The 14,592-nt window shown below is 70.2% G+C and carries 14 protein-coding genes; 10 read left to right on the top strand and 4 right to left on the bottom strand.

Annotated features, from left to right (window positions below; genetic code table 11):
* The first annotated feature begins 2 nt into the window (after positions 1-2).
* The gene (locus ABH941_RS23915; protein WP_370131503.1) at positions 3-740 is read left to right on the top strand and encodes an HAD family hydrolase; all 738 of its coding nucleotides are present in this window, start codon (positions 3-5) and stop codon (positions 738-740) included.
* A 144-nt stretch (positions 741-884) separates the two neighbouring features.
* On the opposite strand, the gene ABH941_RS23910 is transcribed toward ABH941_RS23915, so the two are convergent.
* Entirely contained in the window at positions 885-1,340 is a 456-nt protein-coding gene (locus ABH941_RS23910; protein WP_370131502.1) for a hypothetical protein, read from the bottom strand.
* 452 nt (positions 1,341-1,792) lie between these two features.
* Between ABH941_RS23910 and ABH941_RS23905 the strand changes: the two genes are divergently transcribed.
* The gene (locus ABH941_RS23905; protein ID WP_370131501.1) at positions 1,793-3,547 is read left to right on the top strand and encodes a hypothetical protein; all 1,755 of its coding nucleotides are present in this window, start codon (positions 1,793-1,795) and stop codon (positions 3,545-3,547) included.
* 391 nt (positions 3,548-3,938) lie between these two features.
* Positions 3,939-5,168, top strand: coding sequence for a methyltransferase, FxLD system (gene fxlM, locus ABH941_RS23900; protein ID WP_370131500.1), 1,230 nt, complete (start codon positions 3,939-3,941; stop codon positions 5,166-5,168).
* Between the two features lie 126 nt (positions 5,169-5,294).
* Here the strand turns inward: fxlM and hemC are convergent, their stop codons facing one another.
* Complete coding sequence (gene hemC, locus ABH941_RS23895; protein WP_370131499.1) at positions 5,295-6,212, bottom strand: hydroxymethylbilane synthase; 918 nt, start codon at positions 6,210-6,212, stop codon at positions 5,295-5,297.
* Positions 6,213-6,300: 88 nt separating this feature from the next.
* On the bottom strand, positions 6,301-7,110 hold the full coding sequence (locus tag ABH941_RS23890; protein WP_370131498.1) for a methyltransferase domain-containing protein: 810 nt from the start codon (positions 7,108-7,110) through the stop codon (positions 6,301-6,303).
* 92 nt (positions 7,111-7,202) lie between these two features.
* On the opposite strand from ABH941_RS23890, the gene ABH941_RS23885 reads away from it, so the two are divergent.
* Complete coding sequence (locus ABH941_RS23885; protein ID WP_370131497.1) at positions 7,203-8,087, top strand: glycosyltransferase family 2 protein; 885 nt, start codon at positions 7,203-7,205, stop codon at positions 8,085-8,087.
* 178 nt (positions 8,088-8,265) lie between these two features.
* Here ABH941_RS23885 and ABH941_RS23880 read toward each other — a convergent pair whose 3' ends face one another.
* Positions 8,266-9,021 carry a GntR family transcriptional regulator gene (locus ABH941_RS23880; RefSeq protein ID WP_370131495.1) on the bottom strand — a complete coding sequence of 252 codons (756 nt, stop codon included), beginning with the start codon at positions 9,019-9,021 and terminating at the stop codon, positions 8,266-8,268.
* A 299-nt stretch (positions 9,022-9,320) separates the two neighbouring features.
* On the opposite strand from ABH941_RS23880, the gene ABH941_RS23875 reads away from it, so the two are divergent.
* From ABH941_RS23875 to ABH941_RS23850, 6 genes are all read left to right on the top strand, one after another.
* Positions 9,321-9,506 (top strand): hypothetical protein, encoded by a 186-nt coding sequence (locus ABH941_RS23875; protein ID WP_370131493.1) that lies wholly within the window; start codon positions 9,321-9,323, stop codon positions 9,504-9,506.
* A 258-nt stretch (positions 9,507-9,764) separates the two neighbouring features.
* A complete protein-coding gene (locus ABH941_RS23870) occupies positions 9,765-10,916 on the top strand; it encodes a DUF2637 domain-containing protein (protein WP_370131492.1) in 1,152 nt (383 codons plus the stop codon).
* Between the two features lie 555 nt (positions 10,917-11,471).
* The gene (locus ABH941_RS23865) at positions 11,472-12,437 is read left to right on the top strand and encodes a hypothetical protein (protein ID WP_370131491.1); all 966 of its coding nucleotides are present in this window, start codon (positions 11,472-11,474) and stop codon (positions 12,435-12,437) included.
* Positions 12,438-12,448: 11 nt separating this feature from the next.
* Positions 12,449-12,910 (top strand): hypothetical protein, encoded by a 462-nt coding sequence (locus ABH941_RS23860; RefSeq protein WP_370131490.1) that lies wholly within the window; start codon positions 12,449-12,451, stop codon positions 12,908-12,910.
* Entirely contained in the window at positions 12,910-13,869 is a 960-nt protein-coding gene (locus ABH941_RS23855) for a hypothetical protein (protein ID WP_370131489.1), read from the top strand. Before ABH941_RS23860 ends, ABH941_RS23855 begins: the two co-directional genes overlap by 1 nt.
* A gap of 132 nt (positions 13,870-14,001) precedes the next feature.
* Positions 14,002-14,232, top strand: a complete 231-nt coding sequence (locus tag ABH941_RS23850) for a hypothetical protein (protein WP_370131488.1) — start codon at positions 14,002-14,004, stop codon at positions 14,230-14,232.
* The last annotated feature ends 360 nt before the right edge of the window (positions 14,233-14,592 follow it).

The following is a 14,592-nucleotide window of genomic DNA, read 5'->3' as shown; positions in this document are numbered from 1 at the left end:
TCATGGCCATGGAACTGAGCTTCGAGGGCGTGCTGTTGGACTTCGCGGGCACGCTGGAGGTCCTGGCCGGCGCCGAGCAGTGGGTGAACGAGTCGCTAGCCGAGGCGGGCCTCGACGTGCCGGAGTCGGAACGGCACGCCTGGGCGCGCCGGGCAGCACACAGTGCCCGCCTGCCGGGCGGACGTCGGCCGGCTGACCTGACGGGTGCTCGTCTGGCGGCCTGGTGGCATCGCTCTCTCGCCCCGGATGTTCACCGGGAGGTCTACCTCGGACTGATCGACGCCTGCGGTGGGCTGCCCTGGCCGAAAGCCGCCGACGCACTCTACGAGTGGCACATGCGTCCTTCATCGTGGTTGCCTTACCCTGACGCGGTCTCAGCCCTGGGACTGCTGCGTGAGGCCGGACTGCGGACCTGTGTCGTCAGCAACATCGGTTGGGATCTACGGCCCGTCCTGTCCGGTGCCGGGCTGCTCGACCTCTTGGACGACTGCGTCTTCTCCTACGAGGCGGGGGTGCGCAAGCCGGATCCACGGCTTTTCGAGATCGCTTGCCGTCGGATCGGGGTGGACCCTGAAAAGACGCTGATGGTCGGCGACAGCCCAGTGGCGGATGTCGGCGGCCAGGTTCTGGGCATCCGCACGATCCTGGTCGACCCGCTTCCCATCCACGAGCGCCCGCAGGGACTCGCGCCGGCAGTCGCCAGGGCGGTCAGCTGCCCCGGGGCGCCTTCCGAACACTGACCGCAGCTCCCCCGGAGCGGCCAGGATCGCAGCATCTGCGGGGAAGCCGACTGTACGGATCTTGGCCCACGCCTCCCGGGGCACCTCCAAGAGCGGTCATCCGGATGAGGCCAAGGGCACCGGTGCGGTGGGTCTGCTCCAGGGCTACTCGTACACGCCGGCCTTCAGTTGCTCGATGGCCGCTCTCGCGTTTCCCGCTTTGTACTCCCTGTCGAAGCCGGTGGCGTCGACGGTGTCGGGGTAGAAGGTCGACTTGATCGGGACGCCCTTGAGGTAGTCGACCCACCACCCGTCGCTGCTGACTGCCTGCAGGGGTCCGTTGTCCGGGCTCTCGGCGGCGTCGGCGAAGAGATCGCGGGCTTCCTGGACTGTCAGTTCGGTGACGTGCGCTACTGGCAGACCGTTCTGCCACAGGACGCCGCCGATCGTCGCGTACCGGTAGAGCGCGACGAGTACGGCGGCGGGCTCCAAGCCGGAGGTGTCGATCTGAAGCCTGTCCTGGTCCTGGTCCGCGTCCTGTCCGGTGCCGTACGGGCTGCGGCTCTGCACGGCCCGCCCGGTCTGGCTGTTCTGCGTCTTCCGCGCATTGTCGTTGTCCATCGGCGGGTTCCTCTCCAGTGTCCGTCCGTGGTCGGCCGCGATCACCGCCAGGCTAGGGGACCTGCAAGCTCCTGCGTGTGGGAACGGGAACGGCCAGGGAACGCTGTGCGCATTTCGCCCGAGGCAGCCGCCCCGACGCGGAAGCGGGGTGCGCGTGCCCCGAGTGACTCGAGTGCATGGGTACCCTGCCCGCCGGCGTCGGCCCTGTGGGAGGCTGCGGTGAGCCGTCACTGTCATGATTTTCAGTCTGCCTTCCGCTCTCGACGCGAGCTCCCCGCGCTCGTCAGTCAGGTCGGAGCGTCTCACCGATGGTGGACAGGGCAACGGCGGCGCGTATGGATTCCCTGGCAGCAGGGAATCAAGCCTGGTGCGGCAGCCCCGTCGCACCGTCCGATCCGCGGCCATCCGATGGACCGGCCGTGGAACCACTCCCGGGGGAACGACAACCGCTTATGTTGCTTCGACTTGCCCAGTACGGCGACGCGCGTCAGCTGACCGACACCGTGATCCACTCGCTGGAGGCATGGTCTTCGGCTGCGTTGCTGGCCGAGGGCGGTGTGGCCCACGATGCGGCCGGGACGGCGCAGCTCCTGGCCGCGTGGATGCAGATCACGACGGCGGCGACCGGTGACTGCTCGGGCCTGCTCGCCGCCTTCGACGCCGACCCCGGGGGCCCGCGAGCGGTCCAGGAGTTGGCCGGCAGCGCTGTTGCCGCCGGACCGCAGGAGCTGCAGACCGCATGCACCCGCTGGGCCTCAGCTCTGACGGAGTTCGAGCGGGCGTCCCTGCTGGCCAGTTGGGCACCGGTGGTCGCGGGGTACCTGCGCCAAGCGGGCGGTCTGGACGAGCTCCTGGAGGAGGACGGCAATCACGCTCGCCTCGCCGAGCAGGCCGACGCCTCCTGGGTCAGTAGCGCGGCATGGACGATCTGCGTGATGACGGACGCCCAGGCCGGAGAAGCCGTGTTGGAGCGCATCAGGCGCCTCGTGGAGACGGAAGGGTGCGGCGCCGAGCTGTGGCAACTGTGGGCCCGGGTGGCCGCCTCCATGATGTCGCCCCGCTACCTCAGCCACTTCAAGGTGCCGGCCGGCGCGAACGATCTTCCCGTCTCCGGGCTGCCGCATGATGCTGTCGAAGCTGTGCACGGCGGTGTCCCCAAGCAGATGCGCCGCGTGCAGCGCACGTTCGACGAGCGGACGCTCGATCAGCAGACCTCGCTCCTGCTCGAGATGGCCGCGATGATCGGCACGACCCGCAGCCTGCCCTCCCGCAGGGCGGACCGGGTCGCCGAGCGCACCAGCACGGTGGTGTTGAGCAGCGAGCAGGAGGAGGTGCGCGCCACCGTGGCGGGTTTGATGGAGCATCTGCCGCCGCAGATGGTGGAGCGGACCGGCCGGATGTACGCCCTGGCCCTGCGTGCCGTGCTGGCGTTCATCGACGGTGAGCGGCCTGCGCTCGCCGCGGTCCTGGCCCGGATCCAATCGTGGGACGACGACCCTGGACGGCTCCCCTACTCGCTCCCGCGCTTCCAGTTCCCCTGCGAGCAGGTAATGGCCAAGGCCAATGCCTACTTCTATCGGGCCGAACTGCACGGTGCCTTCATTACCGACAAGGAGGCGTCTGAGGGTGCGGCCGACCTGGTCGCCCGGTACGCGCCCGCCGAGCACCGCGGTGCCGCACAGAAGGTGCTGCGGTCCATGAAGGGCGACCGCGCAGGCGGTGCCGAGTTCGCGCCCGCTACTGTTCATGGCCCGGCCGGACTGCTGGCCTTCGCGGCCACTGCCGGTTGGCTGGCGTGTCATCCGAGGGTCTACCGCTCGCGGGAGGCCGCCCGCCTCGCCCTGATCAGCGAGATCAAGGAGAGCGAAGCGAGAGCCCTGCTCATCCCCGACCGTGAAATGATCACGGAGATCAGGGACGAGGAAGCGCTGGCGTTCCTCGATCAGCTCTACGCCCCCGAGCAGAGCCCTCTGGCCAAGGGAGCGTTCGAGCGGGCCGTATGGGAGATCGACGTCCTCGCTGTCCTCAAGCAACATCTGCTGGAGGCCCCGGCGGACGTCACCTCCGCTGCCCAGGCCAGCGCCCTGCGTGAGCGGCTGTCCGTGATCGTGGGAGGCGCCACACCCTCGACCGGGGCGCCGCGCCCCGACCGCAGCAATGTGGTGCGGCAACAACCGCGGCGAACCTCGAAGCGCAAGCGGAAGTAGCAGAGGACCGCGAGGACGGCGGTGCCCGCAGGCACCTCCCAACCCCCTCGCCAGGCGAGGGGCGGGGTGCCGTCGGTCCTGGCCTCGTGACCCTTCCGCCCTGCTGTTCCTGAGGGCGGTCTTCGCCACCGGCTTGGCCATGGCCTCCCTCTCATCCGCAGAGCGATGCGTGTTCTGACGGGTGCTGTGCCTACCGGGCTGTGGCTTTCAGCGAAGGTCTCCGCGAGGGGCCTGTCAGCTGTACGGGGAGCCGCGCGGCTGTGGCCTCCGAGAGTCTGCGGGCGTGAGCCCGGGTCCGGGGCGGGGCGGGCGGCAGAGGTGCGGACTCTGTCCTCGTGTCGGCGGTACGGTTCGTGCCTCCCGTGGCATGCCGGGCTGGGAGACTTCCCGCATGGACTCCGTCGTGGCCGCCTCCGCCTCCGATCTCCACCTGCGCTCGCAGATGGTCGACGTTCTTCAGCGGCACAAGGTCCTCCGCACTCCGGGCTTTGTTGAGGCGATGCGTCGAACGCCGCGGCACCCGTTCGTCCCGGAGGCGACGGCCGAGCAAGCGCATGATCCCTATCATGCTGTCAGGCTCAAGTCCGATGCCCAGGGGAACACCGTCAGTTCTGCCTCCGCCCCGGTAGTCGTCGCGGCGATGCTGGAGCAGTTGGAAGTCCGCCCTGGGGACCAGGTGCTCGAGGTCGGATCGGTCGGCTACAACGCTGCCGTGGTAGCTGAACTCGTTGGCTCCAGCGGGCAGGTGACGACCGTGGAGATCGACCGGGAGATCGCAGACCGCGCCCGGCGGCTGCTGGAGGCCGCCGGGTTCGGGCATGTCCTGGTGCGCTGCGGCGACGGGCGTGCCGGAGCGCCGGACCGGGCGCCGTTCGATCGCATCGTCATCACGGCCGGCGCGTTCGACATCGCCGAGGAATGGTTGGCGCAGCTCGCACCCGGAGGGCGTCTGGTCGTGCCCTTGCGGCTTCCGTGGCCGATGTCAGTGGCTCTGGAGCGGTCGGGTGACCATTGGGTCAGCCGGTCGGTCGAGACGTGCGGCTTCGTCCCGGTGACCGGTCCTGGGGCCCGGCCGGTCCGCAGAGTCTCCAGTAGCGACGGCGCGGTGACCCTGGTGCTGGAGGACGAGCGTGCGGTGGACCCGGGCATACTCGACCAGGCGCTGGCGGTGCCGCGCGAGGTGGTGTGGACCGGTGTGGTCGTCGATGACGGCCCCGGATGGGAGGACCTTCACCTCCGGCTGATGGCCGACTCCGCTGTTCCCGGGTTCACCAAGATCAATGTGACGGCCGGAGCCGCCGCGAAGACGCTCCAGCCGCTGCTCGGATGGGGTGGGCCCGGCTTCCAACGCGGTGCGGATCTGGGGTATCTCGCCAACCGTCGAGGTCTGGGCGGTGATGGGGAGCCGTACGAGATCGCGGTGGTGTCCCACGGGCCCAGTGGGCTGGGCTTCGCCGAGGAGGTCGCCTCCCGGATCAGGTTCTGGTCCGCGGAGCTGCGAGATCGCGGGCGGCACCGCATCGAGGTGTATCGCGCGCAGGGTCCCGCCTCGCACGTACCCGGCCGAGTCATCGCGGAACGGTCCGGTCACCGCATCACGGTGGTCTGGTCGGAGCACTGATCGAAGGGGCTACCGCCACCGGCCCTGGGGTGAGGACGGCGCCCCGGCGCGGCAGCCATAGTGGCGATCGGTGTGCCACCTGCGGCAGAGCTGGCGCTCCCCCATGGTCGAAGGGATTCAGCAGCGTCAGCGGATCGCGGCGAGGATGTCCTCCGCTCCGGCGTCGAGGAGTTGCCGGGCCAGCTGATGGCCCAGCTTCTCCGGCTCCTCCGGGGTTCCCACTACCTGCCCGGCGACCTGGATCCGTCCATCCAGGGAGGTCACTTGGCCGCGCAGCAGCAGCGATCCGTCCCGGTGGATCGCGTAGGCGCCGATCGGTACCGCGCAGCCGCCGTGGAGCTCGTGGAGCATGCCTCGTTCGGCGCGGACCTCGGCGAAGGTCTTGGCGTCGCCGTAGCCGTCGAGGACGTCGCGGGTCGTGGTGTCCTCGGATCGGATCTGGATGCCCAGGGCCCCCTGGCCCGGGGCCGGCAAGAAGGTGTCCAGCGAGAGCAGTTCTCCGATGCGGTCCTGCAGGTCCAGGCGCTGCAGTCCGGCTGCCGCGAGGAGAACGGCATCCAGGTTCTGCGATTCCATCTTGGCAAGGCGCGGCGGCACGTTGCCGCGAATGGGCACCGGTTGCACGTCGGGTCGGGCTCGGAGCAGCTGGGCGATCCGGCGTTGGGCGCTGGTACCGACCCGGGCTCCGGCCGGCAGGGCGGCGAGGGTGGATCCGCACAGGGCGTCGCGGACTTCCGCGCGGGTGGGCGGCGGGAGCAGGGTCAGTCCCCGGGTCGCTGTGGTGGGGAGGTCCTTGAGCGAGTGGACCACCAGGTCGACGCGACCACGCAGAAGCGCTTCCTCCTGGGCGTTGGCGAAAGCGGCGCCGCCGTTGGCCTGGGAGACCGCCGACAGGGAGGAGGAGGTGTCGCTGTCACCGGCTTCGACGATGATCTGGTGGCGGAAGCGGACGTCGGGGCGCAGCGTCTTCAGTGCTGTCAGGACCTCTTGTACCTGGGCGCAGGCCAGGTCTGATCCCCTGCTGCCGACGACAACTACGATCACGGCCGATCCTCCGGTATCTGACGCCCTGTTTTCGACCACGCTAGCGCCGGCTCTGCTGCGGTCTTGCCAACAGCGTGTCGGGACGGCCTCACCGGCCCGGGCCGGTCACGGTGCCGGCGGTGAGGAACAGGGTGACCGAGTAGAGGAAGCGGTGCCCGGCGACTGCCGCGTCGAGCTGGGTGGTGAAGCGGTCGACGTCGGCGGGGGTGAGGTGGCCGTGCTCGGCGGCGTGCTGGGCCCAGGTTCGCAGGCCCATCACGTTGTCCGCTGCGCGGGGGTCGCGCACGATCAGGGTGTGGGGTTCGACGGTGATGTCGCTCATGGCGCGGGCTGCCATGAGCCCGGCGTGCTGGTGGGCGAGGGTGCCGTTGCGCAGGAGGTGGTCGGCGCGGTAGCGCAGGACGCGGCGGGCGAGGTGCTGGTCGGTGATGTCCAGGACCTGGGTGTCGTAGTCCGGGTCGGCCAGGGCGAGGCGGCCGCCGGGCCGTACGACGCGGATCATCTCCTGCAGGGCGGCGGCCGGGTCGGGCAGGTGCTGCAGGACGCGGTCGGCCCAGGCTCCGTCGAAGGCGGCGTCACGGAAGGGGAGGTGGTGAGCGTCGGCGGCCACCACCCGGTCCAGGCCGCGCCGCTGGCATTCGCCTGCCATGGTCAGGGAGCGGTCGATGCCGACGACACGGGCACCGTGCTCCTCCTGGAGGGTTCGGGCCGCGTCGCCGGTGCCGGCGCCGACGTCCAGGAGCAGGTGGCCGGGGCCGGGGTGGAGGTGTGCGCGCAAGCGCTGCTTGTAGTGGGCGTAGAGCGGCTCGGCGGTGAGCTGGTCCAGGACCGTCACCCATTGGGATGGATTGTGCTGGGTGTCCACCGAGGCGAATCCGTGCGGCGGTGTATGGGTCATGGGGGCACCGTACGGGGGGTGGGCGGTGGCCTGGGCTGGGTTGGGTAGGGTCGGTGTCACCCGAGCGGGTACGAAGGCGGCTGAGGAGTTCGATGGATCCGGATCTGCCGACGGTGGACGCGGTTGTGCTGACCATGAACGACCGGGGCCCGGAGATGCGCGCCGCCCTGGCGTCGCTGCAGGGCCAGGTGGGGGTGCGGCTGCGTACCGTCCTGGTGGGCAATGGGTGCACGCCCGACTGGGTCCCCGACGGCGCGGTGTCGGTCGCGCTGGAGACGAACCTGGGTATCCCCCAGGGGCGCAACGTCGGCGCGCAGGCCTTGGGTGGTTCGCCGGACGCGGGCGAGTACCTGCTGTTCTTCGACAACGACGCCGTCCTGCCGGGGCCGGACACGCTGGTGCGCCTGCTCGCGGAGTTCGCTGCTCACCCGCAGGCGGCGTATGTGCAGCCGCGGATCGTCGATCCGGACAGTGGGGTGACGCTGGGCCGGTGGGTGCCGCGCCTGCGCTCCTCGGACGCGGCCCGCGCCGGTACGGTGACGGTGATGGCCGAGGGGATCGTGCTGATCCGGCGGAGCGAGTTCGAACGGGCAGGCGAGTGGCCGGACTTCTTCATGTTTCACGAGGGCGTGGACCTGGCCTGGAGGCTGTGGTCGCGGGGACGCACCGGGTGGTACGCCGCAGGCGTCCAGGTCCACCACCCCGCCACCGATCCGGCCCGGCATGCCCCGTACTACCGCTTGGTGGCCAGGAATCGGGCCTGGGTCGCCCTGCGCCGGCTGCCCGCCCCGCTCGTTCCGGTGTACCTGGCCGTGTGGACGGTCCTGAGCACGTGGCGGCTGCGGCACTCCGGGCAGCTGATGGTGTGGTTCCGCGGGATGGCGGAGGGTCTGCGCGGCGGCTACGGGAAGCGTGATCCGATGAGCTGGCGCACGGTGGTCCGCCTTACCCTCGCAGGCCGGCCGCCGATCGTGTAGCGGCCCGGGGCGGTGTGCGGGCATGCCACGGGAGATCCGTTCCCGAACCCGGCCGAACACCCGCCGAGGTCACCCCCCCACGCGGGTCCGGGCGTGGCCCTTCAGGCGGCCGAGCGGGCCGACGGTTGTACCCGGCGCACCGGGTCGGTCGGCCTCCCGCGGGAGCCCGTCGGTCCGGTCAACCGGGCAGTTCATAGACCAGGACCTCGCTGTCACCACGGGCGCTGCCGAGCGAGAACCTGATCGGGCGCCCCTCGCCGTCGAACCCGACGCGGGTCCGGCGGGTGGTCGCCGTGGCGGTTGTCTCCTTCATTCCCAGCCGCTTGGCCTCCTCCGGGGTCGCCAGCGCGGACCAGACACGATCGACGTGACTGACCTGCGGGCGGCCGATGGAGCGAAGGGCCTCCTCGATGGAAGGAAGGTGCGCCGCCTCCATGAGCAGGGAGTCCATCGCCAGGTCCCTGGGGAACCAGTGGTCCGCGATCTGGACCGGCTCGCCGTCGACCCGGCGCAGCGTCCGCCGCACCACTGCGAAGGCGCCCTTGTCCAGCCGTAGCTGCTCGGCGACCTGATCGGGCGCGCGTTCCACGCTGGTGACCGGCAGGTCCAGGGCCGGCACGGCACCTGCGGCGGTGACTTCGGCCTGCCATGCCGCAGCAGGGCTTGCCCCGTCGGAGGTGTGCGCCATCCACGGAGTCAGGCGCCGCACCCGGATCCAGAGCCCGACGCCCTGCTGCCCGCTGACCAGCCCGGCGTCCTTCAACCGGTCGGAGACTTTGCGGATCGTCTCCGGACTCACGTTGAACTCATCGGCGAGCTCCTTCTTGCTGGGGAGCCGTCCCGGCGTGGGGTAGTGGCCAGCCTCGATGCGGTGGCGCAGATCCTCGAAGATCCGCTGCACGCTCCCCCGGCCGCCGCTTTGTGGCGTGGTCATGTGCCACAGAGTAGCCGTCACCCCGCTACGGGCGAACTCTCCGGTCACGCACTGTGCCGGTCGTCTGGGTCGAACATCGATTCGCTGCACAGCGGTGCCCTCACTCTTCCTCCGACGACTGCGAGTTGACGACGCGGTGATCACCGCGTACCTTCCTGCTTGTGTAGCTTATGTTGCTAAGCAACTTAAGTGTAGTCCGGTGGTCGCCGAGCCTCCACCGCCAGCGCCGATCCTCAGCCCGTACCCGGGCCTCATCGGCCCGATCCGGATCAGTACGCCCAGCCACCAGAGGAGTGACCATGCAGCACCGCACCGTCGGGCGTTCCGCACCGGCCCTACTCCGACCCCAGCCGTCGGCAACCGCGGCGAGGTCGCGCACGCTGCGCTCCGCGGTCATCCGGGCGTCCGTGGCGCCCGAGGCAGCCGCCCGGGCAGCGGTCGCCGCAGCGCGACTGCTCGACCGGCTCCTGCAGGCCGGCAGGTGACCCGTTCCCGAACGAGCGGGCCGTACAGCCGCGGCGATCCGCGACTGGCCCGGTCGCTCTTAGTCCCGCGATCAACCCAGAGACCGTCCGCGGTCCGCCGCCCCCGGACCTGACATCCCGCACCCCACGCCCCGGAGACGCACGATGACTGACGCAACGACACGCAGGACGGACACCGCCACGGCCGCACCAGGCCGCCGGGTGGCCCTCCAGCCTGCGCAGCGGAGGATCATCCATGCGGTCGCAGTCGGCTCCCTGGTGATCGCCGGCATCGGGTTCGCGGGCTCCTACGCAGCCGTCTCCACCGTCGCCTACAGCCAGGGCTTCGGCCGGTTCTCCCACGTCTTCCCCATCGGTGTCGACTGCGGCATCGGCGTGCTGCTGGCTCTGGACCTCGTTCTGACCTGGCTGCGGATGCCCTTTCCGCTGCTGCGCCAGTGCGCCTGGCTGCTGACGCTCGGAACGATCGTGTTCAACGGCGCAGCGGCGCGGGACGCTCTCGGCGTCGGGATGCACGCCACCATCCCGATGTTGTTCATCGTGGTCGTCGAAGCCGCCAGGCACGCGGTGGGCCGGATCGCGGAGATCACCGCCGACCGGCACATCGAACCGATCCGGTTGATCCGCTGGGTGCTCGCGCCCGTCACCACGTTCCGGATGTGGCGTCGGATGGTCCTGTACGAGTTCCGGAACTACGAAGCGGTCCTCCAGACGGAGATCGACAGACTGGTCTACCGGACACGCTTGAAGGCGAAATACGGGAGGAACTGGCGCCGGAAGACGCCGGTGGAGCTGGCGCTCCCGCTGCGTCTGGCTCGCTACGGCGTGCCGATTGCCAGCGGAAGCCACAGCACGGCCGGCCCAACCGATCCCGCCTCCACGTCCGAGTCGCTCGAGGTGCACGTCGAAGCGGCTCTGCAACTTGCTGCGAGGACCGAGCAGGAACCGGAAACCGTGAACCCGCCCGACATCCAGCAGGCCACCGAGCAGGAACCGGAAACCGTGAACCCGCCCGACATCCAGCAGGCCACCGAGCAGGAACCGGAAACCGTGAACCCGCCCGACGCCCAGCAGGCCACCGAGCAGGAACCGGAAACCGTGAACCCGCCCGACGCCCAGCAGGCCACCGAGCAGGAACCGGAAACCGTGAACCCGCCCGGGCAACGCCGCGGCCAGCGGTCGCCCCGAGCGGCTCGCGCCGCCAGGCCGACCGCCGTTCATGTCGCGGTTCGTGGGCCCACCGGGCCCCAACGGGAAAGGGCAGCCGCCGCCGCAAGCTGGCACGCCGCCAAGGCAGCGGAACCCGATCTGAGGCAGATCGACTTCGCTGCCCGCATCGGTAGATCAGAGGCGTACCTGTCCAAGGCGATCAAGGAAGGGGCGAAGTCGGATGCCCAGCGTCGTGTATAGCGAGGATCCGCCTGGCTCATCCGCTCGACGCGTGCGCCTCGGCGCGCGGGAAGTCCCGCTTGAGGGCTCTCGCCCCGCCTACCGGTTCGCCATGCCCTGTGGAGAGTTGCAAGTCACGGCGTTGGAAAGCAGAGGGTGCCCCGGTGGATCCGGCCACCGTCTGGCAGGGGCAGGCGCGGCACCGCAGGGTGGCGCCCTCCCCTCGGACATGGAGGACGTTCGGTTCTGCGGGGCTCCCATTCCACGCTCTGGTGCCCCGAGGATCTGGCACCGCATCGCGGCCCTGTTCCGGCGCAGCCACGAGGTTGAGGACGAGGGCGCCACGATCACCATTCATCCCCGCACCTCCGGGGCTCGCCTGACTCAACTTCGTGGTTTCGCTCCAGAGCCCGTCTGCGACTGCCGGCGCGTCCCTGGCGGCCAGAACTCTCCCCAGGATCCCGTTCCTGCCGTGCCCGCAAGCTCGCAGGCCGATCCCACTCTTCCCGGCCCCGATGAACTCGCGGCCCGCAGCCGCATGATCGCGGCGATCACCCGCTTCGGATGGAGGACGATATGACTACGGATCAGTCTCAAGCCGTCGACGTCAACGACGTCCTCGCCTCGATCGACGAGGTGCTCGCGGAGGTCGCACCGGTCCCAGCGGCCGCGCCCTCCGGTGACCCGGCCACAGGCATCAGCGTCATGTCCGGCGCAACGGATCTGACATCGAGTGGCCCGACCCCCACCACGACTGCGCCACAGCCTCAGGCCACGACGACTCCCACCGCTCCCCTGGCCACCACCGCCCAGGCCTCCGGCGAGGAGCCCCGCAACACCTGGTGGTCGGACCTCTACCAGCACCAGGACGCCGACCTCGACACCAACACCGGGCGGCTTCCCAACAATCACGCCGGCCAGGCAGCCCGGCCTCAAGCGGCGCCCGCGCAGGCCCCCGTCGCCGAGCCGGTCGAGCTCGCCAAGCCGGCCGCAGCAGCCGGCGCCGCCTCCGAGGACCCGGAGCCCGATACGGAGCAGCCGGGTGACCGGGAGGAGGAACCCGGAAGCGGTCGTATTGCTGGCCTGGGGCAGCTTCTTGTCCAGAGCGTCAAGGCACCGCCTGGGGAGGAGAGCAGCCCTCGGTGGCGGCTCATCCTCTACAACGGCACCGCCGCCGGTGTCGGTTGGGGCGTCGGCATGTCCGGTGCGTTCGAGCGCGCCATCACCGCCGCGCCGCAGTACGTGGTGCCGGTCGACGGGGTCACGCTCGTCATCGGCCTCACCAGTGCTGTCTTGGGCGGCCGGGGCGGCGTCAAGGTCCTGTTGAGTTCCATCGTCGTCGTGGGCCTGCTCAACACGTTCCCGCCCACCTGGACGGTGGCTGTCGGCATTCCGATGGTCCTGTGGCCCGTGGACGCCCGCCTGCGGGTCTGGCTGCAGAAGGCCGATCCGACCTCGAAGGTCTGGAAGGCCGTCGCCTGGATGCTGCGGATCCCGTTGGCCACCGCGTTCACCGTCCTCGCCCTTCACGGCACAAACTGAGAGGTAGTCACATGCACACTGCTAGCGCGTACGTGAACCTTGCAGCCCCGTCGTCGGGCGTGCAGTTCCTGGGAAGTCTCACGGCCGCCGGCGCGGCCCTGGTGGTGACCGTTGTCCTGATCCTGGGCATCCGCGGCCGGGGCCGGATCCAGCTGAACCACAACAGCGCCATCGTGGTCGGCTTCATCGCCGGCCAGCTGTACTCCATGGCCGGCGGGGTGTGGAGCGCTCCGGGCAATGTGAGCGACGGTTTCGCCAAGGCTGTCCAGCAGGGTTTCGGGGGCGGGGCCTCGGTCGGGATGGGGGCTGTGGCCATGTGCCTGGCCGTCATCGCCTGGGGCTCGAAGCTGCGGCCCTTCCCCGCGTCGGTGCTGGGAATCCTCGCGCCGCCGATCTTCGCCGCGGCTGGCGGGGTGTGGGCCATCACGACCACCGTGCTGTCCTCGGGACTGATCGAGGTGGTGGGCCGGTAATGGTCGTTGACCTGCGCAAGGGCGATGCGGCCGACGACCGGGCCGATACCGGTGCCTCGCCGGTGGGCCCCGGCCCGGTGCCCGGGCAGCCGCCGTTCGCGAAGGGCGAGGACGCGTGGGTACCCGAGCCCGACGAGCTCACGCGCCAGAACGCAGATACGGATGATCCGGACCCTGTGCCCCGTCAGCGGGCGTTCGCTCTTCCCGACCTGCGGCCGTACCTGGTCGTGCGAGGCGGCCACAAGGCCGTTCACCGCGGCACCGTGATTCTTGTGCGGAAGGCGATGACCCTGCGCGCGGCCCGCAAGTCGGCACCGACAGCTGACGGACAGGGTGCCGAGAAACCGACGACACCTGCGGCGAAGAAGGCCGAGCGCGTCACCGCGGACGTGGTCGTGGCGACGGCGGCGGTTGGGTGCATCGCCTTGGTGGCCGCGGTTCGCTACATCGTCGACCTGCTCGTCGTCGTGCTCGTGATCCTCGTTCCGCTCGTTCCGGTGGCCTACTTCGTGGGCCTCGCCGCCGAGGAACGCCAGCGCCGTCTGAGCGATGACGGTGAATCCACCGCACTCGAATGGGACTTGGGAGACACTGAGCTCGAAGATCCGTGGGACGACGACGGCGACGGCGACGGCACCCTGCCCGGCGGGCGCCGCACCAAGGAAGAGCGGCAGATCGCGCTGTTCGAATGGGTGCACGCCATGATCGGGAAGAGGAACGGTGTGCACCTACGAGAGCTGTTGGAGGACCTGCACACCCGCCCCGGCCGGCAGGCGGTCACGATGGCCGACCTGCGGGAGCGACTGGTGAGCAGCGGCATCGACGTCAGCAGGGGCGTCAAGGTGGGCGGCGTGAACCGACCCGGTGTACGACGTGTCGACGTTCCCCAGGACTTCACTCCCCTATCCGATCCAGGAGGCCACGCTGTTCGCCTACTTCCCCGCCAACCACCTTCCTGACCTGCGAGAACTACGTGTCGCCTACCGGCTCCCTACCTCACGGGTAGGGAGCCTTCGGTGGTCGGCCCGCCCCGGCCGGCTCCGGTGCGCCCGGTCGGGCGGCGCCCGTCTTGAGAAATGGAGGGTCCCGCGGTGACGAGCTACCGCTGCGAGGCGTGCCGCACCACGTATCCCACCGATCGCGTGGGGCTGGACGCGGTGAGGCGGCAGCATCGACGGGATTTCCACGGCGGAGGGACACCCGACGAGTACGTGCTCGAGGATGGTCCGAGGCCGGTCAGCGCTCGTCGGGTGATCGCGATCCTCGCGCTTCTCGTCGCGGTATCCCTGGTGACGAAGGCCTGCGGCGCCTTGGGCCTGTGAGAGCGGGCTGAGCTCTCCACCGGTCGGCCCCTGGGAGGGATGGTGGGCCCCGATGCGCCTCGCGGGCTCAACCATGCCCCCAGGGCCGGCTCGCGCCATCATGTGACACCGGGTCAGGCTGTTGGTGGGTCCCGGTGAGCGCGGGGACCGGCGGTTCAAGCGGTGGGTGTCGCCGAGCGCGTCCGTGACGGGCTGCGCGGCGTGCAGCCGGCGGGGCTGCATTCAACCCGATGACGTGCCGCGGCCTTGGCCGCGCCACGACGTACCGCGGCGTGCGACTGTGCGCTCTGGTCTCCGTCCCGTTGGTCCGCCGATTTCACTGGGCCAAGGGCGACACGTAGCGTGCCCGCCCGGCGCACG

It is taken from the genome of Streptacidiphilus sp. EB103A, from assembly GCF_041261405.1.
Lineage (GTDB): Bacteria > Actinomycetota > Actinomycetes > Streptomycetales > Streptomycetaceae > Streptacidiphilus.
Note: the sequence above shows the minus strand (reverse complement) of the source record. Positions and strands in the feature narration are given on the sequence as shown.

Coding starts and splice junctions, on each gene's coding strand:
- ABH941_RS23910 (WP_370131502.1), bottom strand. CDS start 1,340: ATGGACAACGACAATGCGCGGAAGACGCAGAACAGCCAGACCGGGCGG.
- ABH941_RS23860 (WP_370131490.1), top strand. CDS start 12,449: ATGCACACTGCTAGCGCGTACGTGAACCTTGCAGCCCCGTCGTCGGGC.
- ABH941_RS23890 (WP_370131498.1), bottom strand. CDS start 7,110: ATGACCCATACACCGCCGCACGGATTCGCCTCGGTGGACACCCAGCAC.
- ABH941_RS23880 (WP_370131495.1), bottom strand. CDS start 9,021: ATGACCACGCCACAAAGCGGCGGCCGGGGGAGCGTGCAGCGGATCTTC.
- ABH941_RS23855 (WP_370131489.1), top strand. CDS start 12,910: ATGGTCGTTGACCTGCGCAAGGGCGATGCGGCCGACGACCGGGCCGAT.
- ABH941_RS23885 (WP_370131497.1), top strand. CDS start 7,203: ATGGATCCGGATCTGCCGACGGTGGACGCGGTTGTGCTGACCATGAAC.
- ABH941_RS23865 (WP_370131491.1), top strand. CDS start 11,472: ATGACTACGGATCAGTCTCAAGCCGTCGACGTCAACGACGTCCTCGCC.
- ABH941_RS23915 (WP_370131503.1), top strand. CDS start 3: ATGGCCATGGAACTGAGCTTCGAGGGCGTGCTGTTGGACTTCGCGGGC.
- ABH941_RS23875 (WP_370131493.1), top strand. CDS start 9,321: ATGCAGCACCGCACCGTCGGGCGTTCCGCACCGGCCCTACTCCGACCC.
- ABH941_RS23905 (WP_370131501.1), top strand. CDS start 1,793: ATGTTGCTTCGACTTGCCCAGTACGGCGACGCGCGTCAGCTGACCGAC.
- fxlM (WP_370131500.1), top strand. CDS start 3,939: ATGGACTCCGTCGTGGCCGCCTCCGCCTCCGATCTCCACCTGCGCTCG.